This window comes from Streptomyces sp. AHA2 (genome assembly GCF_036857595.1).
In the GTDB taxonomy this organism is placed as follows: Bacteria; Actinomycetota; Actinomycetes; order Streptomycetales; family Streptomycetaceae; genus Streptomyces.
The window spans coordinates 18,037-35,278 of sequence record NZ_JAUQWJ010000027.1 but is presented as its reverse complement, the minus strand read 5'-3'; the positions used below and the strand labels follow the sequence as shown (position 1 = coordinate 35,278).

Genomic DNA, 17,242 nt, shown 5'->3' with positions numbered 1-17,242 from the left:
CACGGACGTATCGTGACGAAAGGAGTGCCGCCCGACGACGCACGGCCTGTTCCCCGCGCACGCAAGGAAGACGGCCATGGCCGATCCCAAGGGTTTCCTGACCACCCCCCGGCAGGACTGGCCGCGCAGGCCGGTGGAGGAGCGGGTGCGGGACTGGGACGAGGTGTGCGTCCCCGGAGCACTGCTGCCGATCGTCGGCGCGCAGGCCGGCCGGTGCATGGACTGCGGCATCCCCTTCTGCCACGACGCCTGCCCGCTGGGCAACCTGATCCCCGAGTGGAACGACCTGGTGGCGCGGGAGGACTGGCGGGCGGCCGCGGACCGGCTCCACGCGACCAACAACTTCCCCGAGATCACCGGCCGGTTGTGCCCCGCGCCCTGCGAGGCGGGCTGCGTGCTGGCGATCAACCAGCCGGCGGTCACCATCAAGAACGTCGAGTGCGCGATCGCCGACCGGGCCTGGGAGGAGGGCTTCGCGCCGCCGAGGCCGCCGGAGCGGCTGTCCGGCAGAACGGTCGCGGTGATCGGCTCGGGCCCGACGGGCCTGGCCGCGGCCCAGCAGCTCACCCGGGCCGGGCACACGGTCGCGGTGTACGAGCGGGACGACCGGCTGGGCGGGCTGATGCGGTACGGCATCCCCGAGTTCAAGATGGGGAAGCACCATCTGGAGCGGCGGCTGGAGCAGATGCGGGCCGAGGGCACCAAGTTCCGTACCTCGACGGCGGTGGGACGTGACATCGGCGCGGACGGGCTGCGGAGCCGTCACGACGCCGTGGTCGTCGCCACGGGTGCGACGGCGTGGCGCGAACTGCCCGTGCCCGGGCGGGAGCTGGCGGGCATCCACCAGGCGATGGAGTACCTGCCGCTGTCCAACCGGGTGCGCGAGGGGGACCTGGAGGCGTCCCCGCTGTCGGCGGCCGGCCGGCACGTCGTCATCGTGGGCGGCGGCGACACGGGGGCGGACTGCCTGGGCACCGCCGTGCGGGAGGGCGCCGCGTCGGTGACACAGCTGGACATCTACGCGCTGCCCGGCCCGGGGCGCGACGAGAGCACCGAGCCCTGGCCGACGTACCCGGTACGGGTCTACCGGCTGTCGGCGGCCCACGAGGAGGCTCGTGACCTGCGCACGGCCCCGCTCGCGGACGCGGACGCCCGGCTGTTCGCGGCGTCGACCCTGCGCTTCGAGGGCGACGGGAGCGGGCACGTGCGCGCGCTGCACCTGGTCGAGGTGGACGGGCGGCGCCGCCCGGTGGAGGGCACGGGGCGCACCCTCCCCGCCGACCTGGTGCTGCTCGCCCTCGGCTTCACCGGCCCCGACCGGCACGACGGCCTCGTCGACCAGCTCGGGCTTGAGCTCGACCCCCGCGGCACGATCGCGCGGGACGCGGGTTTCGCCACCAACGTGCCCGGCGTGTTCGCCGCGGGTGACGCGGCCCGGGGGCAGTCGCTCATCGTGTGGGCGATCGCGGAGGGGCGGGCGGTGGCGGCCGCCGTGGACCGTCATCTGACGGGCAGTTCGGTCCTGCCGGCCCCGATCGGGCCCCACGACCGGCCCATGACGGTCTGAGCCCTCCCCGCACCACGCCCCTCCCCGCACCACGCCCCTCCACGCACCACGCCCGTCCACCCGCACAGCCGGCGCCCGCGCACACCCGTCATCACCGTCCGCCACGCTGCCCACCCGGCGATCCCCCCACCCGGAGGTCCGCTCACCCGGCGGTCCTCTCACCCGGCGGTCCGCTCACCGCTCGTCCGTGCCCGCCACCTTCCCGGTGGCCAGGGCCACCCGGTTCCAGGCGTTGATCGTGCAGATCAGAGCGATGATCCGGGACAGTTCGCGCTCGTCGAACCGAGCCGCGGCCTCGGCGTGGACGTCGTCCGGGACACCCGCGTCGGCCACGAGCGTCACCGCGTCCGTGAGGGCGAGGGCCGCCTGCTCGCGCGCGGTGAAGAAGTGGCGGGCCTCACGCCATACGGCGACCATGTGCAGCCGGTCCTCGCTCTCGCCGGCCTTGCGGGCGTCGTCGGTGTGCATGTGGAGGCAGTACGCGCAGTGGTTGAGGTGCGAGGCGCGGATCTGGATCAGTTCGACGAGGCCGGGGTCGAGCCCCTCGCGGGCGGCGGCGTCGAAGGCGACGAGCGCGCGGAAGGGTTTCGGCGCGGACTTCGCGAACTCCGGCCGGGGCGCGGTGACTTGGATGGTGTGCGTACTCGGGTTCGTCGTCATGCGTTCAACCTAGGCGCCACAAAGGCCCCCGGTAGGGTGCAGTTCCGTGACGGATTCGTGGGTCAATTCGGCGGAACGGATCGGGGCGGACCTGCACCTGGAGCTGTCCGGCCCGGGTGGCCGGCGCGCGGCGCTGATCCGCGCGCTGCGGGACGCGGTGCGCGAGGGCCGGCTGGCCCCGGGTACGCGGCTGCCGCCGTACCGCTCGCTCGCGGCGGACCTCGGAGTCGCCCGGAACACGGTGGCGGACGCCTACGCGGAGCTGGTCGCGGAGGGCTGGCTGACCGCCCGCAGGGATCGGGCACGCGCGTCGCGGAACGGGCCGCGCCGCCGCGGCCCACCCCCCGCACACCGGAGCAGGAGCCGCCCCGCGCGCGTGGCCCCCGGCACGACCTGCGTCAGGGCAGCCCGGACAGCTCGGCGTTCCCCCGCACCGCCTGGCTGGCCTCCTGCCGGCGGGTCCTCCGGCACGCGCCCAACGAGGTGTTCGGCCCGGGTGACCCGGCGGGGCGGGCCGAACTGCGGGAGGTGCTCGCCGAGTACCTGGCACGCGCGCGTGGGGTGCGGACCGAGCCCGGCAGGATCGTGATCTGCTCCGGATTCGCGCACGCGCTGCGGCTGCTGTTCGGCGGGGGTGTCCTGCGCGGGCCGCTGGCCGTGGAGGCGTACGGGCTGGGGTTCCACCGGCAGCTGCTGGCCGCGGCCGGGGTGCGCACGGTGCCGCTCCCGCTCGACGAGGACGGCGCCCGGGTGGACCGGCTGGGACGGGAGCGGGCCGTGCTGCTCACCCCGGCGCACCAGTTCCCGACCGGCGGGCCACTGCACCCCGAGCGCCGGGCCGCCGTCATCGACTGGGCACGCACGCGTGGCGGGCTGGTCCTGGAGGACGACTACGACGGCGAGTTCCGCTACGACCGCAGGCCGGTCGGCGCCCTGCAGGGCCTCGACCCGGAGCGGGTGATCCACCTCGGTTCGGTCAGCAAGAGCCTGTCGCCGGCGCTCCGGCTGGGCTGGATGGTGCTGCCGCAGCGGCTGGTCGGCGCCGTGCTGGCCGCGAAGGGCGAGCGCGAGGCCTGGGCGAGTGTCCTGGACCAGCTGAGCCTGGCGGACTTCATCGCGTCGGGTGGGTACGACCGGCATGTGCGGCGGATGCGGCAGCGCTACCGTCACCGACGGGACCGGCTGGCCGCGGCGCTCGCCGGGCGCGCGCCGCACATCGAGGTCACCGGCGTCGCGGCGGGCCTGCACGCGGTGCTGCGCCTGCCGCCCGGCAGCGAGGCGTCCGCGGTCGAGGCCGCCGCCCGGCAGGGCGTCGCCCTCGACGGCCTGGCCGCGTTCCGGCACCCGGGGACGGTCATGCCGGTGACCGACGGCCTGGTCGTGGGCTACGCGACGCCTCCCGAGCACGCCTACGGGCCGGCCCTGGAGGCGCTATGCGGTGCACTGCCGCCGCCGTGACCGGCCCGTGGGGCGCGCATGGGGCTACGGCTTGCGCGCCACCGCCCCGTAACCGGGGATGATCCCGTCGTCCTGACCGGGCACCGCCTCGCCCAGCTCGGGGTGCCACAGGTGCGGCACCTCGATGCCGGGCTCGACGAGTTCGAGGCCGTCGAAGAAGCGGGTGAACTCCTCGCGGGTGCGCAGGGCGAGGGTGACTCCGGCGGCGCGCATCTTCTCGGTGGCGGCCCTGGACTCCTCCGGGGTGAAGTCGGAGGTGGCGTGGGTCATCACCAGGTAGCTGCCGGAGGGCAGTTCGGCGAGCAGCCGGCCGACCAGCTCGTGCGCGCCGTCCTCGTCGGAGACGAAGTGCAGCAGCGCGATCAGTGACAGGGCGACGGGCCGCGTCAGGTCCAGCACCTTCCGGGCGCCCTCCAGGATGGCGTCCGGGTCGCGGGCGTCGGCCTGGAGGTACTCGGTCGCCCCCTCGTCCGTGCCGCGCAGCAGGGCGGCCGCGTGAGCCAGGACGATGGGGTCGTTGTCGCAGTAGACGACCCGGGCGTCGGGGGCGATCCGCTGGGCCACCTGGTGGAGGTTCGGCTCGGTCGGGATGCCCGTGCCGACGTCGAGGAACTGGCGTACGCCCTCGCCCGCGAGCCAGCGTGTGGCCCGCTGCATGAACGCGCGGTTGACGCGCGCCATCACCGGCACCCTCGGGTCGAGGGTGAGCATCTGGCGGCCCATCTCCTCGTCGACCGGGTAGTTGTCCTTGCCGCCGAGGTACCAGTCGTACATCCGCGCGGGATGCGGCCTGGTGGTGTCGATCCGCGCGGCCGACGTGGGGTCCTGCCCGGTCATGAGGCACTCCATAAGGCACAGAGGGTGGTCAATTCAGCACCAGCGATTCAGCAAGGGTGGAAGAAAGGTCGAGCGGGAGCAGAGGCGGTCGCGTCAGGACAGCAGGAAGTCCGCCTCCCCGGCCTTCGCCCCTTCGATGAAGGCCGTCATCTCGGCGGTGGTGTAGATCAGCGCCGGACCGTCCGGGTCGGTGGACTGGCGGACTGCGATGCGGCCGTCGGCGAGCTTCATCGCCTCCAGGCAGTTCCCCCCGTTCCCCCCGCTCCACGGCTTGTGCCAGCCTTCGCTGCCCAAGTCGCGCGCGGGCATGCCGTTGTAGACGTGTTTGCGCGGCTTGATGCGATCCATTCACAGCTCCTTGCGGAGATCCCGGAGGATCTCCTTCGTGCGATGTGCCGTAGCGGCCTGCGCCGCCATGCGGTCCATGACCTCGAGGTGGGTCGCCACCTCGGCGCGCGCGTCGAGGTAGACGGCGCCGGTCAGGTACTCGCTGTAGACCATGTCCGGCAGTTCGGGCATGGCGAATCGGAACAGCACGAACGGCCCGTAGGTCCCCGGGTGCGGTCCACCGGCGAAGGGCGCCACCTGCAGCGTCACGTTCGGCAGCCGCGTGGCCTCCAGCAGCCGGTCGATCTGGGCGCGCATCACCTCCGGGCCGCCGACCGGACGCCGCAGCGCGGTCTCGTCCATCACGACCCACAGCCGGGGCGCGTCCTCGCGGGTGAGCAGGTCCTGGCGCTGCATGCGCAGGGCGACGTGACGCTCGATGTCCTCGGGCCGGGTCTGGCCTATAGCGCCAGAGCGCAGGACGCCGCGCGCGTAGTCCTCGGTCTGCAGCAGGCCGGGGACGAAGTGGGGCTCATAACTGCGGATGACGCTGGCGGCGCCCTCCAGGCTCACGTACATCGAGAACCAGCCGGGCAGGATGTCGTGGAACCGCTGCCACCAGCCGGGTTTGTTGGCCTCCTCGGCCAGCAGGACGAATGCCTCGGCCTCCTCGTCGGAGATCCCATAGGCCTTCAGCAGCAGCTGCAGGTACGGGATCTTGAGCGCGACCTCGGCCATCTCCATACGGCGGACCGTGGCGGGGGCGACGCGCAGGATGCGGGCGGCTTCCTCACGCTTCATCCCGGCGCGTTCACGCAGGTCGAGCAGGCGCCGGCCGAGGACGACCTGGCCGACCGTCGGTGCGGACCGCGGTTCGCTCACGCCCCACCTCCACGCTGTTGACGAATCGGCCGTTCGAGCACGCTGACAGCCCGGCGGCGCCCTTCGAGAACCCGTCGAAGATCCGTTCGACACAGGCGTATCGAACGGATCTTCGACGATCTCAACTGGCGCCGCGCGGGGTGCTGTTGCGAGCAGTGTGCCACGCCCTTCCAGACCGTCACACAGCACTCTGCATTTTTCAGAGTGACACTTGCCAAGTGTTCACGCCGGGGAGATAGTGGCAAGCGTGATTCCGTCCGCGCCCTTAGGAACAGACGCCGCCGCAGGCCTTCCCGGCCTCGGTGCCGGAGCAGACCCCCTCGGGGCCGCTGCCCCGCGCCGGTTCCGCTTCGAGCTGGCCGCACATCCGGGTTCTCCCGCCCAGGCCAGACGCCTGACGCGGGCCCGGCTGACCGGCTGGTCGGTGTGCGAGGACACGTGCGACAGCGCGGCCCTGGTGGTGTCCGAGCTGGTCACCAACGCCATCGTGCACACGGCGAGCACCCACATCGTGTGCGAGCTGCACGACGGCGACGACCTGGTGCGCATAGCCGTACGTGACGAGGGCTGCGCCCCGGGCCAGCCGCACGCGGCCAGCCGGACCCGGCCCGAGGAGGAGCACGGGAGGGGATTGCTTCTCGTCGACGCCCTGTGCCACGCCTGGGGCGCGCACGAGCACGGCCCGGGGCTGCTGGTCTGGGCGGAGCTGCCGCGCAAGGCGGACGCCTCCGCCGACCCGGCCGGGCCGTGGAACGACCTCGGCTGGGGGGAGACCGGCCAGGACGGCACCGCGGACGCCCCGGGCCGCGGCGAACCCGGCCGCCACCGGACGGGGTCACCCCGCGGCGAACCCGACGGCCACCGCACGGCTCCGCCCGGCGAGGCGCCCCGCAATGACCTCGGCTGGGGCACCCGCCCCAAGCGGGGCACCTCCGACGACCCGGAGGACGGGGAGGGCCCCGCGCCCGAGGCGTCGCGTCGCGCGCCCGGTGCCCGGGAGGTACCCGCACAGGAGCGCCGCACGGGCCGGGGGCCGGCATGAGCGCCCCGCACGGCGGTCCCGTGCTGAGCCTGGACACGCTGGTGCGCCTCGGCCGCGGCCTGCGCACCCCGGGTCCCCTCCGGCGGCTGCCCGTGCCCGAGGGCATGACGGCCCCGCTCGGCTGCGACGCGGTCGCGATGCCCGCCCGTCTCGGCCACTGGGTCATGCCCCGCCTGCCGCGCGTGGGCTGCGTCTACGCCGACGGGACGCACTGGTGGTGGCTGGTGCCGGCCGACTCCGACCAGGCCCTGGAGTGGCCCGCCCCCGTGCACTACGCCACCGGTGCGGTCCTCCCGGACGCCGAGCGGCTGCCCGGTCTGCTCCACCGCCCGGAGGGCACCCTCCCCTACACCCCCCCGATCCCCCTGTATCTGGCCCTGTGCCGCGTGACGGGCACGGCCCCGTCGTGGTCACGGCAGGTCAGCGCGTAGGACCGCCCGGCGGCGGGGCCCCGCGACGCCCCGGCTCTGCCCCCCGCGCCGCCCCGTGCCTCCCCCGGCGAGGTCGTGCGCCCGCGCGCCTCCGGCGCCCCGGACTGCGCCCTGCACGGGCACGTTCCGTCCTCGCGATAGTGACCGTCCGTCCGCGTGACGAGCGGGCGCGGATGCGAACGGACCACGAGGGGGAGGTCGGTCGACGGTGGCGAAGAAGCGGACCGCGCCGGAGGTGTCCGAGTCGGAGCGGCTGCTCTTCGGCGGGCCACTGCGCTACGACATGGGCTGGAACCAGCACGCGGACGCGTTCCTGGAGCTGGGCTTCCGGGCCATGATCCGGCGGCTGCCGTCCCTGCTGGCGTCCAGCCTGAAGCTCGCCCGGCAGGCCGACCCGGGTGCCGCGCGGACCGTCCTGGCCGCCGAGGCGGGCCGGGGCGTGGCGCAGGCCGTGAGCCTGCTCGCGGTGAACAGCGTGCTGGCCCGGCTGATGGGCGGCGGCCCGATCGGGGCGCGGCTGCACGGAGCCGTCCCCGCCCTGGTCACCGTGGCCGCCGTGATGCTGGTCGCGGCCCTGCTGCGGGCGGCCAGCACCTACGCCACCGGCCGCCTGGAGCCCAAGGTGGAACGGGTCGCCACCGAGCGGTACCTGGAGCGGGCCGCCGCCGTGGAGCTGTCCGCGATCGAGGACCACGCCTTCCACAAGCTGCTGGACACCGCCCAGTACGGCGCCGCCTCCGCCCGTCGGATGATCTCCTACGGGACCCGCGTGATCAACGCGATGATCTCGCTGACCGCGGCGGCGGGCGTACTGACCGTGCTGCACCCGGCCCTGCTGCCACTGTTGGTCACGATGACCCTGCCGAGCGCCTGGAGCGCGCTGACCGTCGCCCGTCGGCGCTACGAGTCCTTCCACGCCTGGGTGCAGCACGCCCGGGCGGGCCGGCTGCTGGGCAACCTGCTCATCGAGCCGGAGGCGGCCCCCGAGATCCGCGTGCACGGGGTGGGCGGCTTCCTGCTGCGGCACTTCCGCGCGATGTCGGAGACGGCCGAGGCCGAGCAGGCCCGGCTGGCCCGGCTCGCCGCGCGGACGGGACTGATCGCGGCGGCGTGGACCGGCGTCGCGACGGTGGCGACGTACGCCACGCTCGGCGGGCTGCTGCTGGCCGGGGCCATGGCCCTGTCCGTCGCGGGGACGGCCGTCATCGCGATCCGCACCGGTTCGCAGAGCCTGGACACCCTCGTGGTCGAGGTGAACGCGCTGCACGAGGAGGCCCTGTTCGTCGGCGACCTGCACCGGCTCTACGCGGAGGCGGCGCAGCGGGCGATCCCCGTGGGCGGCCGGGCCCTGCCGGAGGAGCCGGGCGAGATCCGCTTCGAGAACGTCACGTTCCGCTACCCGGGCGACTCGGCCCGCCCCGCGCTCGACGACGTGTCGCTCACCCTGCCGCTCGGCCGCATCGTCGCGCTGGTCGGGGAGAACGGCTCGGGCAAGACGACGCTGGTGAAGCTGCTCGCCGGGCTCTACACGCCGGACCGGGGCCGGATCATGTGGGACGACGTGGACGCGGCCACCGCCGACCGGCACCGGCTGGCCGAGCGGATCGCGATGGTGGCGCAGGACTTCAAGCGGTGGCCGTTCACGGCCCGGGTGAACATCGCCCTCGGGCGCACCTCCGCCCCGGTGAGCGAGGAGCGGCTGGCCGCGTCGATCGCCGAGGCCGGGGCCGAACCGGTGGTGGCGGACCTGCCCCGGGGCCTGGACACGCTGCTGGCCCGCAACTTCAGCGGCGGTCACGAACTCTCGGGTGGCCAGTGGCAGCGGCTGGGCATCGCCCGGGCGGCCTACCGGCGGGGCCGCATCCTGATCGTGGACGAGCCGACGGCGGCCCTGGACGCCCGGGCCGAGCTGGAGGTCTTCGAGCGGATCCGCGCCCTGGCCGACAGCGGCCAGACGGTCGTGCTGATCACGCACCGGCTGGCGTCCGTGCGCCACGCCGATCTGGTGCACGTCCTGGACGAGGGCCGGCTGGTGGAGTCCGGCACCCCGGACGAGCTGCTCGCGACGGGCGGCCTCTACGCCGAGCTGTACGCGCTGCAGGCGGAGCAGTTCTCCCCGTCGGCCACGGCGGTGCCCCCGGTACGGAAGGTTCCGTCACCCAAGGCGGGCTGAGGCGCGCCTCAGGCGGTGGCGTCGGGGCCGTCTCCCCGGCGCACGATCACGAGGAACATGTCCGTGGCCAGATCCATCACGACCTCGGCGGGCATGCCCTCCAGACGCCGCGCCTGCGCGAACTCCTCCGCAGGCCAGGAGCCTCTCGGTCCGCCGGCGGGGAAGCGCTCGAGCACCGTTCGCCCGTTCACCCTGCACCTCCATGTAGCGCTGTACTCGTAGAGTTAAACGCCAACGGTGGGGTGAACGGCTCGCGAAGTGACGGTTCTGAGACGTTATCGACACGCGTTCACCGTGAAGTGTGAGGAAGTTATCAGCCGCTTGGCTGATTTGCTCACTCTCGGTGTCAGTCGTCGTACTCGTCGTGATACCTGATGCGCGCACTTCCCGCAGGCGCCCCACAGGCGGACGCGCGCCCCTTGGGTTCCTCCCACTCCTCCTGGCGGCCGAGCGCGGTCAGGTCGAGCAGGCTGGTGGTCGAGCCGAGCCCGTCGAGGCCGCGCTCGTACGTCGAGTAGGTGTGGAAGACCCGGTCGCGGTCCCGCAGGAAGCAGCTCAGGCCCGGCCGCTCGACCGGTTCGCCCTCATGCTCCAAAGTCACCTCGAAGTCCCGGTTGAAGTCGTTGCCGTGTGAGGAGTACCAGGGCAGCATCCAGCCCATCCGCGCCTTGAAGGGCAGGATCTTCGGGTACGGCGCCCGGGACACGACCGCGAAGGACGTACCGCGGGCGTGCAGATGGGCGAGATGCCCGATCTGGTCGAGGAACGCGGAGCAACTGCGGCAGCCCGCCTCCCACTCGGGCGCGAACATGAAGTGGTAGACGACGAGCTGGGGCCGGCCCTCGAACAGGTCGAGCAGGGTGGCCTTGCCGTCCCCGCCCTCGAAGACGTACTCCTCGCCGACCTCCACCATGGGCAGTCCGCGGCGCTCGGCGTTGAGCGCGTCCCGCGCGCGGGTCGCGGCCTTCTCCCGGGCCAGCAGTTCAGCGCGCGCCGCACGCCACTGCTCGCGCGAGACGATCTCCGGAAGCGACATGGGCCCTCCTGTGACAACGGTCCGTCCGCAGTGCAGACCGGGCGCGGCGGCGGAACTCATCGCCGCCCGGGGAAAGTTCTCCGCGCGGCCCGCGCCGCCCCCGGGAGATCAGGTGTCGTACTCCTGGATGCGCCGGCCGTGACCGCGGTCGGTGAGCGCGGGCAGCCGTTCGGTCAGCTCCCGCACGACCTCCGGGACGTCGACCGTCAGCAGTTCCCCGTCGCGCATCAGGATCCGGCCGTCGACGATCGTGGTGCGCACGTCCGCGGACCGGGCGCTGTGCACGAGGGTCGCCGCGAGGTCGTGGACGGGCTGGGTGTGCGGGCCGGTGAGGTCCACCAGGACGATGTCCGCCCGCCGCCCCGGGGCGATGCTGCCGATGCTGTCCCCGAGTCCCACGGCCCGGGCGCTCTGCAGGGTGGCGTGGTGCAGGGCCTGGCGGGACGTCAGCCAGCGCGGGTCGCCCTCGGCCGACTTCTGCAGCAGCGAGGTGAGGGCCATGGACTCCCACACGTCGAGGGAGTTGTTGGAGGCGGCCCCGTCGGTGGCGAGGCCGACGTCGACACCGACGTCGCGCAGGGCACGCACGGGCGTGGTGCTGGGCCAGGCGAACTTGAGGTAGCCGCGGGGCGCGCTCGCCACCGCCGTACGGCCGTCCGCCCGGCCCAGCAGGGGCAGATCGCGGTCGGTGATGCCGGTGCCGTGGGCGATGAGGACGTCGGTGCCGAGGATGCCGGTGCGTTCCAGCACCTCGACGGGGGTGACGCCGTGGCGGGCGAGGCTGGTGTCGGTCTGGTCGCGGTTCTCGGCGGCGTGCAGGTGCACGGGCAGGCCGTGTTCGTGGGCGAGCCGGGCGGTGGCGGCGAGGTCGGCGTCGTCGACCGTGTAGGGGGCGTGCGGCGCGAGGGCGGTCGTGATGCGTCCGTCGGCCGAGCCGCGGTGGCCGAGCGCGAACCGAAGGGACCGCTCCCGCCCTTCGGGCCCCTGCGAGGAGAAGAAGGCCTCCCCCAGCAGGGCGCGCAGTCCGCACTCCGTGACGACCCGGGCGACGGCGTCCATGGCGAAGTAGTGGTCGGCGAAGCAGGTGACGCCTGCCCGGATCATCTCCGCGCAGGCCAGCCGCGCCCCCAACTCCACGTCCCGATCGGTGAGGTTGGACTCCACCGGCCACACGACGTCGTTGAACCACTCCTCGGTCGGCAGGTCCTCGGCGAGCCCGCGCAGGGCGACCATCGGTGCGTGCGTGTGACAGTTGATCAGGCCGGGCAGGGCGACCTGGCCGCGGGCGTCGATGCGTTCCGCGGCGGGCAGGTGCGCGGCCGCCGCGGTGGTGGTGACGGTGTCGACCAGCCCGTCGCGCACGACGATCGCGGCGTCCTCGGCGAACCCGGCCCGTTCTTGATCGTCGTGCACGAGGACCGTACATGCGCTGATGATGAGCTCGGCGGGACCGTCCGCGGCAGAAGGCGTCATCACGCCAACGTACGACTGTGTCGTGGGGCGGCATGAGCCGAACCGCGCATCCCGTCACGGCTCTGTCGCGGGGCGGGCCGGGCGCGCACCCTGGGCCCACCACCCCGTCTGTCGGCTTCTGAAAGGAGCCCGGCATGCTCGTCGGCACCTGGAACCTGGAGAACCTCTACCGCCCCGGCGGTCCGTACGGCCCGGAGGACGAGGCCGCCTACGAGGCCAAGCTCGCCGCGCTCGCCGCCGTGATCACGGAACTCGACCCGACCCTGCTCGGCGTGCAGGAGGTCGGGGACCCCGAGGCCCTGGAGGACCTCGCGGGGATGCTCGACGACGGCTGGCAGTTCGCCCTGTCCGAGCACGCGGACAGCCGCGGCATACGGGTCGGTTTCCTGAGCCGCCTGCCGCTGGCGGTGGTGGCGGACACCACCTCCTTCCCGGCGGAACTACGGCCCGTGCAGGCGGACGACGCGGGGGCGACGGCGGCCGGAGCGGGGCGGGGCTTCCTGGCCGTGGAGGCCGGGGAGGCCGGTCCCACCGGGAGCGGGCCGCTGCGGGCGGCGGTCTGCCACCTCAAGTCCAAGCTGCTGTCGTACCCGGACGGCCGCTTCCAGCCGCGCGACGAAGGCGAACGGGCCCGCTACGGCGCCTACGCCCTGTACCGGCGGGCGGCCGAGGCGGCGGCGCTGCGCGCCCTGGCCGACGAACTGCTGGCCGGGGACGGGCAGGGGCGGGACGTGGCGATCGTCGGCGACCTGAACGACGGGGTGCAGGCGGCCACGACCCAGATCCTGCTCGGTCCGCCGGGCTCGGAGATCGGCACGCCGGGTTACGGCCGACCGGACCGGGGCGACGCGACACGGCTGTGGGACGTGGCCCCGCTCATCCCGCCCGGGGAGCGCTACTCCCGTGTGAACTCGGGGCGCCGCGAGCTGATCGACCACGTGCTGCTCAGTCACCGCCTGGTCCACCGGGTGACGGCGGCGGGCACCGGACTGCCGGACGAGGGGCCGCCCGGCCTCCCGTCGGTCGGCCCGGACCCGGCGGACCGCAGGGGCGTGGCGGGCTCGGACCACGCGCCGGTGTGGGTGCGCATCGGGTGAGCGCCGCCGCGCGGACTCCGGGCGAGGGTCCGTGCGCTATCCGGCGAGGGGCGTCGGGGGCCGACGCAGGCCCAGCCGCGCGCCGGGCCCGGCGAGTTCGCCGAGCAGCGCGGCGAGCCGCTCGGTGTGTCCCGGGCCGATGCGGCCCGTGTCGTCGAGGTGGACGGCGCAGGCGGTCGTGGTGTCGACGAGGCGTTCGAGCAGATCGGCCACCTCGTCGGCGCCCTCGGTGTGCCGGGCCAGGGCGGGCAGTTCGTGGGCGGCCAGGGTGATGGCGGACCTGGCCTCGGCGAGGGTCCGGTAGGCCTCGCGGCGCAGGGTCCAGCGGGCGGCACGGTGGTCGCAGGCGGTGAGGGGCCCCGGCGGTGCCTGGCGTCGGCCGGCGAGGGTCCCACCGGCGGGAGCGCCGGCGCAGGGGCGAGGGCCCCCACCCTCGGCGGCCGTCGCCGCCGGGCCGATGCGCGGGGTGCGGGCCTCGGCCAGGACGTGGGCGAGATAGGCGTACGCGGCGTCGGCCGCCGCCGAGAGCCGCCCGCGTACGCCCCCGCCCTTCTGCCCGGGCATGGTCAGGTGCCCGACGACGAGCACGATCGCGCAGGCCAGCAGCGTCTCCCCGATGCGGCCGGCGGAGGCCTGCGGCTCCCCGCCGACCATGACCAGGGCGAGGACGAGGACGGTGACGACGGCGGTCTGGGCGGCGAAGTGCCGGGTGGCGACGGGGATGAGCGCCCCGCTGAGGGCGACCAGCGCGATGAGGCCCTCGGGGCGGGGCAGAACGGCGGCGAGCCCCGCGAACAGCAGGGCGCCGAGGACGGTCCCGGCGGCCCGGTTGAGCACGCGTGAGGCCAGCGGCCCCAGGTCGGGCTTGACGAGGAAGACGGCCGTGGCGGGCAGCCAGTACCAGTGTTCGTGCTGCCCGTACCACTGGGTCCGGTGCAGGGCCTGGGCGACCGCCGCGGCGGCCCCGAAGCTCAGGGCGACGCGCAGCCCGTACTCACGTCCCGCGCTGCCGAGGGCGGCGCGCAGACGGACCCGGGCGATCCGGGGCCGCGTGTGCAGGTCGCCGCCCCGGCCCTGGTCGAAGACCTCGGCGGCGTGCAGCAGGGCGTCGTCGAGGGCGCGCAGGGCGGGCGCCGACCGGGCGGGGGCGGGCAGCGGCCCGGTGTGGACGTTGTCCCGCACGGCGGCCGCGAGTCGCCGGGGCCCTTCGGAGGCCCGTCGGGCGACGGGTTCACCGGCCCAGGCGAGCGCGGTGGCGGCCTCGGCGAGGGGCAGGGCGGCGGCGTACCGGGCGTGCAACCGGCGCTCGGTCGAGGAGGACGCGTACCGGCGCAGCCGGGGCCCGGCCAGGGCGTCCTGCGCGTGGTCCAGGGCGGCGGTGAGCGCGGCGCGGCGGCGAACGGCGTCCGGGCCCCCGACGGCGTCGAGGAGTCCGGCGACGGCGTCGTAGACCCCGGCGACGGCCTCGCGCTCCCCGTCGAAGCGGAAGTCGCCGCCGAGGGAGCCGGGCGTGGGCAGGGCCAGCCGCAGCACGAGCAGCCAGCCGGCTCCGGCGAGGAACGCGAGCGCGCGCTCCCAGCCGGGTTCGGGCAGGGGCATCCCGGCCCCGACCGCGGCGCCGACGAGCAGCTGCGTGCCGGTGGCGGAGGCGACCGGCCCGACGGCACTGATCGCGCCGGCGACCAGGCCCACGAGCGTGAGAATCACGGTCAGCACGACCGCACCGGTGCCCTGCCCGGCGTACGTCCCGACGACCAGCCCCGCGGCACCGCCCAGGGCGGGCACCCCGAGGCGTTCGACGGAGGCCCGCCGGCTGCCGGGCCGGTCGTTGATCCCGGCGAGCATGGCGGCGACGGCGGCGACGACACCCAGCGACGTGCGCCCGGCCTCCACGGCCACCAGCAGCAGCGGACCGGCCGACAGGGCCCCGCGTGTCACCGCGCTCCAGGGCACGGGCCCCCGCTGGGCGCGCAGCGCGTGCGCGAGCCAGGGCGGAAGATGCGGGGTGGTGCGGCGGGACACGGGGCTCCAGTCGTCTCGGCACAGGCGGGGACGAGCCTTCGGACGCCGGCGGCCGGGGCGGGGTGTGGGGATCCACGGTAGGCCGGGTTTCCCGCCGGGAGGTTTCCGGAACGTGTCCGAGGACCCCGAGGCGCGGGTTCTTTATGAACGCAACCTCAGGTGCGAGCTGTCTCCACGGCCCGGGTGAGCAGCGCCTCCACTGCGGCGAGAGTCCGGGCGAGCCCGGCCGGGCGGACGGTCGGCCGGGCGACGAGCGTGTCGACCTCCTCCAGTCCCGCTCGGGCCACCAGGCCCTTCTCGTTCGTCACCCACTCCCCCCGGGCCGCCAGAACGGCGTGGGCCGTCTGGGTCGTGGCCAGGGCGATCGCGCCGGCGACCTGGGTGACCGCGCCCCTCGGGGCGTGTCCTGCCGTGGCGTAGGCGAGGGTGGCCGTGGCCATGCCGTGCCAGTGCGGTGGGGCGTTCTCGCGCAGGGCCCGGGGGTAGGCCGCGGGGCGAGGCAGGTCGCCGCGCAGGACCCGGTTGATCGCCAGTTCGGCGACCAGGAGGTACGTGGGGATGCCCGCCAGGTGGAACATCAGGGGCTCGACCCGGAAGCGGCCCGCCTCCGCCTCGGCGAGCTCTCGTTCGACGACGTCGAGGTCGCGGTAGTGGATGTCCACCCTCCGGCCCTCGACGGTGAGCCAGGCCCCGCCGTTGAAGACGCCTCCGCCCCATGCCCCGACGTCGGACACCTCGCCCTCCCAGCCCACGGCGCGCAGCTCGGCCGGGTCGAACGCGCCGCGGTAGTACACGGCCAGGTCCCAGTCGCTGTCGGGGCGTGCGGTGCCCTGCGCGCGGGAGCCGCCGAGGGTGACGGCCCGGACGGTGGGCAGGGCGGCGAGGCGGTCCGCCGTGGTGTCGAGGAAGGTCCGGTCCGCAACGGTGGGCACGACTGGCTGGCTCCTCGGCAGTCGGAGGTCCGGGCAGGGGCAGGGTAGCGGGAGCGTCCTTCCCGCGGGAAACGAAATACGGGTGCGCCCGGCCGCCGGGGCCGCGCATGATCGGCGGGTTGCCCAGCCGCCGCCAGAGATCGGAGATCCCCCGTGATCCGCCGTGTCACCGTCCCGGGCCTGTTCCCGCCGCCCGCCTACTCCCACGTGTCCGTCGTCGAGGCCGGTACGCGGCTGGCGTTCCTCGCCGGGTCCGTGCCGCTGGACGCCGAGGGCGACCTCGTCGGCCCGGGGGATCCGGTGCGGCAGGCCGAGCAGGTCATCGCCAATCTGCGGGAGCAACTGGACGCCGTCGGCAGCGATCCGGCGCACGTCGTGACGACCGACGTGTACGTGGTGAGCGCCGACCCGGCCGTGCTGTCCGCCGTCTGGGCCGTGGTCGAGGCGTCGGGCCTCAGCGCCGGTCCCCACTCGTCGACGCTGATCGGCGTGGCGTGCCTCGGATACACGGGACAGCTGGTGGAGATCACGGCGACGGCCGTCGTGCCCGACTAGGGGCGGCGCGTGTCCGGGGCCGTTGCCGGCGCGCGGGTCAGTCGTTCACCGGCAGGTCCGCCGCACGCGCCGCCGCGCGCAGCACGTCCCGCAGCATCGCCGGGGTGAGACGGCCGGTGAAGGTGTTGCGCTGGCTGACGTGGTAGCAGCCGAACAGCTCCAGCCCGTCCAGGCGGACCCGCCCCCCGTGGGTGAAGGCGGGACGCGGTCTCGGCACCGGCCAGCCCGCCTCGGCGAAGGCGGGCAGTGCGGCCTGCCAGCCGAAGGCGCCCAGCACGAGCGCGGCCCGCAAGCCCGGGCGCAGCAGGCGCAGTTCCTGCACGAGCCAGGGGCGGCAGGTGTCCCGCTCCTGAGGGGTGGGCTTGTTGGCGGGCGGGGCGCAGTGCACCGGTGAGGTCACGCGCACGCCGTACAGCTCGAGCCCGTCGTCGGCGTGCACGGCGGTCGGCTGGGAGGCGAGACCGACGTCGTACAGCGCCTCGTACAGGACGTCACCCGAGCGGTCCCCCGTGAACATCCGTCCCGTGCGGTTCCCGCCGTGCGCGGCCGGGGCGAGACCCACGATGAGCAGCCGCGCGTCGGCCGGCCCGAACCCGGGGACCGGCCGCCCCCAGTACGTCCAGTCCGCGAAGGCCGCCCGCTTCACCCGGGCCGTCTCCTCACGCCAGGAGACCAGCCGGGGGCAGGCCCGGCACTCCGCGATGCGCCGGTCGAGAACGGGAAGGCCGCTGGTGTCCATCACTCCACCGT

At 74.6% G+C, this 17,242-nt stretch carries 16 protein-coding genes and 1 pseudogene; 7 read left to right on the top strand and 10 right to left on the bottom strand.

Features of this window, described 5'->3' with window-relative positions; genetic code table 11:
• The first annotated feature begins 76 nt into the window (after positions 1-76).
• Positions 77-1,567 carry a glutamate synthase subunit beta gene (locus Q5694_RS31965; protein ID WP_333937006.1) on the top strand — a complete coding sequence of 497 codons (1,491 nt, stop codon included), beginning with the start codon at positions 77-79 and terminating at the stop codon, positions 1,565-1,567.
• A 174-nt stretch (positions 1,568-1,741) separates the two neighbouring features.
• Here the strand turns inward: Q5694_RS31965 and Q5694_RS31960 are convergent, their stop codons facing one another.
• Positions 1,742-2,227, bottom strand: coding sequence for a carboxymuconolactone decarboxylase family protein (locus Q5694_RS31960; protein WP_333937005.1), 486 nt, complete (start codon positions 2,225-2,227; stop codon positions 1,742-1,744).
• Between the two features lie 46 nt (positions 2,228-2,273).
• Between Q5694_RS31960 and pdxR the strand changes: the two are divergent.
• Positions 2,274-3,685 (top strand): annotated as a pseudogene (pdxR, locus tag Q5694_RS31955) (MocR-like pyridoxine biosynthesis transcription factor PdxR).
• A gap of 24 nt (positions 3,686-3,709) precedes the next feature.
• Here pdxR and Q5694_RS31950 read toward each other — a convergent pair.
• From Q5694_RS31950 to Q5694_RS31940, 3 genes are all read right to left on the bottom strand, one after another.
• Positions 3,710-4,522, bottom strand: a complete 813-nt coding sequence (locus tag Q5694_RS31950; protein WP_333937004.1) for an SAM-dependent methyltransferase — start codon at positions 4,520-4,522, stop codon at positions 3,710-3,712.
• Positions 4,523-4,615: 93 nt separating this feature from the next.
• Positions 4,616-4,870, bottom strand: a complete 255-nt coding sequence (locus Q5694_RS31945) for a DUF397 domain-containing protein (RefSeq protein WP_030246665.1) — start codon at positions 4,868-4,870, stop codon at positions 4,616-4,618.
• Positions 4,871-5,731, bottom strand: coding sequence for a helix-turn-helix domain-containing protein (locus Q5694_RS31940; RefSeq protein ID WP_333937003.1), 861 nt, complete (start codon positions 5,729-5,731; stop codon positions 4,871-4,873).
• A 211-nt stretch (positions 5,732-5,942) separates the two neighbouring features.
• Between Q5694_RS31940 and Q5694_RS31935 the strand changes: the two genes are divergently transcribed.
• The 3 genes from Q5694_RS31935 (at position 5,943) to Q5694_RS31925 (ending at position 9,377) form a co-directional block, all read left to right on the top strand.
• Positions 5,943-6,773, top strand: a complete 831-nt coding sequence (locus tag Q5694_RS31935) for an ATP-binding protein (RefSeq protein ID WP_443040981.1) — start codon at positions 5,943-5,945, stop codon at positions 6,771-6,773.
• Positions 6,770-7,204 (top strand): hypothetical protein, encoded by a 435-nt coding sequence (locus tag Q5694_RS31930; protein WP_333937001.1) that lies wholly within the window; start codon positions 6,770-6,772, stop codon positions 7,202-7,204. The genes Q5694_RS31935 and Q5694_RS31930 overlap by 4 nt, the downstream gene beginning before the upstream one ends.
• A gap of 208 nt (positions 7,205-7,412) precedes the next feature.
• Positions 7,413-9,377, top strand: coding sequence for an ABC transporter ATP-binding protein (locus Q5694_RS31925; protein WP_443040980.1), 1,965 nt, complete (start codon positions 7,413-7,415; stop codon positions 9,375-9,377).
• An 8-nt stretch (positions 9,378-9,385) separates the two neighbouring features.
• Here the strand turns inward: Q5694_RS31925 and Q5694_RS31920 are convergent, their stop codons facing one another.
• The 3 genes from Q5694_RS31920 to Q5694_RS31910 all read right to left on the bottom strand — a co-directional run bounded on the left by Q5694_RS31920 (position 9,386) and on the right by Q5694_RS31910 (position 11,886).
• Positions 9,386-9,568: a hypothetical protein gene (locus Q5694_RS31920; RefSeq protein WP_333937000.1), complete on the bottom strand. Its 183-nt coding sequence runs from the start codon at positions 9,566-9,568 to the stop codon at positions 9,386-9,388.
• A 155-nt stretch (positions 9,569-9,723) separates the two neighbouring features.
• The gene (locus Q5694_RS31915) at positions 9,724-10,413 is read right to left on the bottom strand and encodes a DUF899 domain-containing protein (RefSeq protein ID WP_333936999.1); all 690 of its coding nucleotides are present in this window, start codon (positions 10,411-10,413) and stop codon (positions 9,724-9,726) included.
• A gap of 108 nt (positions 10,414-10,521) precedes the next feature.
• On the bottom strand, positions 10,522-11,886 hold the full coding sequence (locus Q5694_RS31910; protein ID WP_333936998.1) for an amidohydrolase: 1,365 nt from the start codon (positions 11,884-11,886) through the stop codon (positions 10,522-10,524).
• A 134-nt stretch (positions 11,887-12,020) separates the two neighbouring features.
• On the opposite strand from Q5694_RS31910, the gene Q5694_RS31905 reads away from it, so the two are divergent.
• Positions 12,021-12,983, top strand: coding sequence for an endonuclease/exonuclease/phosphatase family protein (locus tag Q5694_RS31905; protein WP_333936997.1), 963 nt, complete (start codon positions 12,021-12,023; stop codon positions 12,981-12,983).
• Positions 12,984-13,019: 36 nt separating this feature from the next.
• Here Q5694_RS31905 and Q5694_RS31900 read toward each other — a convergent pair whose 3' ends face one another.
• Positions 13,020-15,005 (bottom strand): FUSC family protein, encoded by a 1,986-nt coding sequence (locus tag Q5694_RS31900; protein WP_333936996.1) that lies wholly within the window; start codon positions 15,003-15,005, stop codon positions 13,020-13,022.
• A gap of 155 nt (positions 15,006-15,160) precedes the next feature.
• Positions 15,161-15,937 (bottom strand): nucleotidyltransferase domain-containing protein, encoded by a 777-nt coding sequence (locus Q5694_RS31895; protein WP_333936995.1) that lies wholly within the window; start codon positions 15,935-15,937, stop codon positions 15,161-15,163.
• Between the two features lie 153 nt (positions 15,938-16,090).
• Here Q5694_RS31895 and Q5694_RS31890 point away from each other — a divergent pair, with 153 nt between their 5' ends.
• Positions 16,091-16,492, top strand: a complete 402-nt coding sequence (locus Q5694_RS31890; RefSeq protein WP_333936994.1) for a RidA family protein — start codon at positions 16,091-16,093, stop codon at positions 16,490-16,492.
• A 37-nt stretch (positions 16,493-16,529) separates the two neighbouring features.
• Here Q5694_RS31890 and Q5694_RS31885 read toward each other — a convergent pair whose 3' ends face one another.
• Positions 16,530-17,231, bottom strand: coding sequence for a uracil-DNA glycosylase (locus tag Q5694_RS31885; protein ID WP_333936993.1), 702 nt, complete (start codon positions 17,229-17,231; stop codon positions 16,530-16,532).
• Between the last annotated feature and the right edge of the window lie 11 nt (positions 17,232-17,242).

What these genes read in the sequence shown, in the direction of transcription:
- Q5694_RS31965 (WP_333937006.1), top strand. Translation starts at nt 77, where the DNA reads ATGGCCGATCCCAAGGGTTTCCTGACCACCCCCCGGCAGGACTGGCCG.
- Q5694_RS31960 (WP_333937005.1), bottom strand. Translation starts at nt 2,227, where the DNA reads ATGACGACGAACCCGAGTACGCACACCATCCAAGTCACCGCGCCCCGG.
- Q5694_RS31950 (WP_333937004.1), bottom strand. Translation starts at nt 4,522, where the DNA reads ATGACCGGGCAGGACCCCACGTCGGCCGCGCGGATCGACACCACCAGG.
- Q5694_RS31945 (WP_030246665.1), bottom strand. Translation starts at nt 4,870, where the DNA reads ATGGATCGCATCAAGCCGCGCAAACACGTCTACAACGGCATGCCCGCG.
- Q5694_RS31930 (WP_333937001.1), top strand. Translation starts at nt 6,770, where the DNA reads ATGAGCGCCCCGCACGGCGGTCCCGTGCTGAGCCTGGACACGCTGGTG.
- Q5694_RS31915 (WP_333936999.1), bottom strand. Translation starts at nt 10,413, where the DNA reads ATGTCGCTTCCGGAGATCGTCTCGCGCGAGCAGTGGCGTGCGGCGCGC.
- Q5694_RS31910 (WP_333936998.1), bottom strand. Translation starts at nt 11,886, where the DNA reads ATGACGCCTTCTGCCGCGGACGGTCCCGCCGAGCTCATCATCAGCGCA.
- Q5694_RS31905 (WP_333936997.1), top strand. Translation starts at nt 12,021, where the DNA reads ATGCTCGTCGGCACCTGGAACCTGGAGAACCTCTACCGCCCCGGCGGT.
- Q5694_RS31885 (WP_333936993.1), bottom strand. Translation starts at nt 17,231, where the DNA reads ATGGACACCAGCGGCCTTCCCGTTCTCGACCGGCGCATCGCGGAGTGC.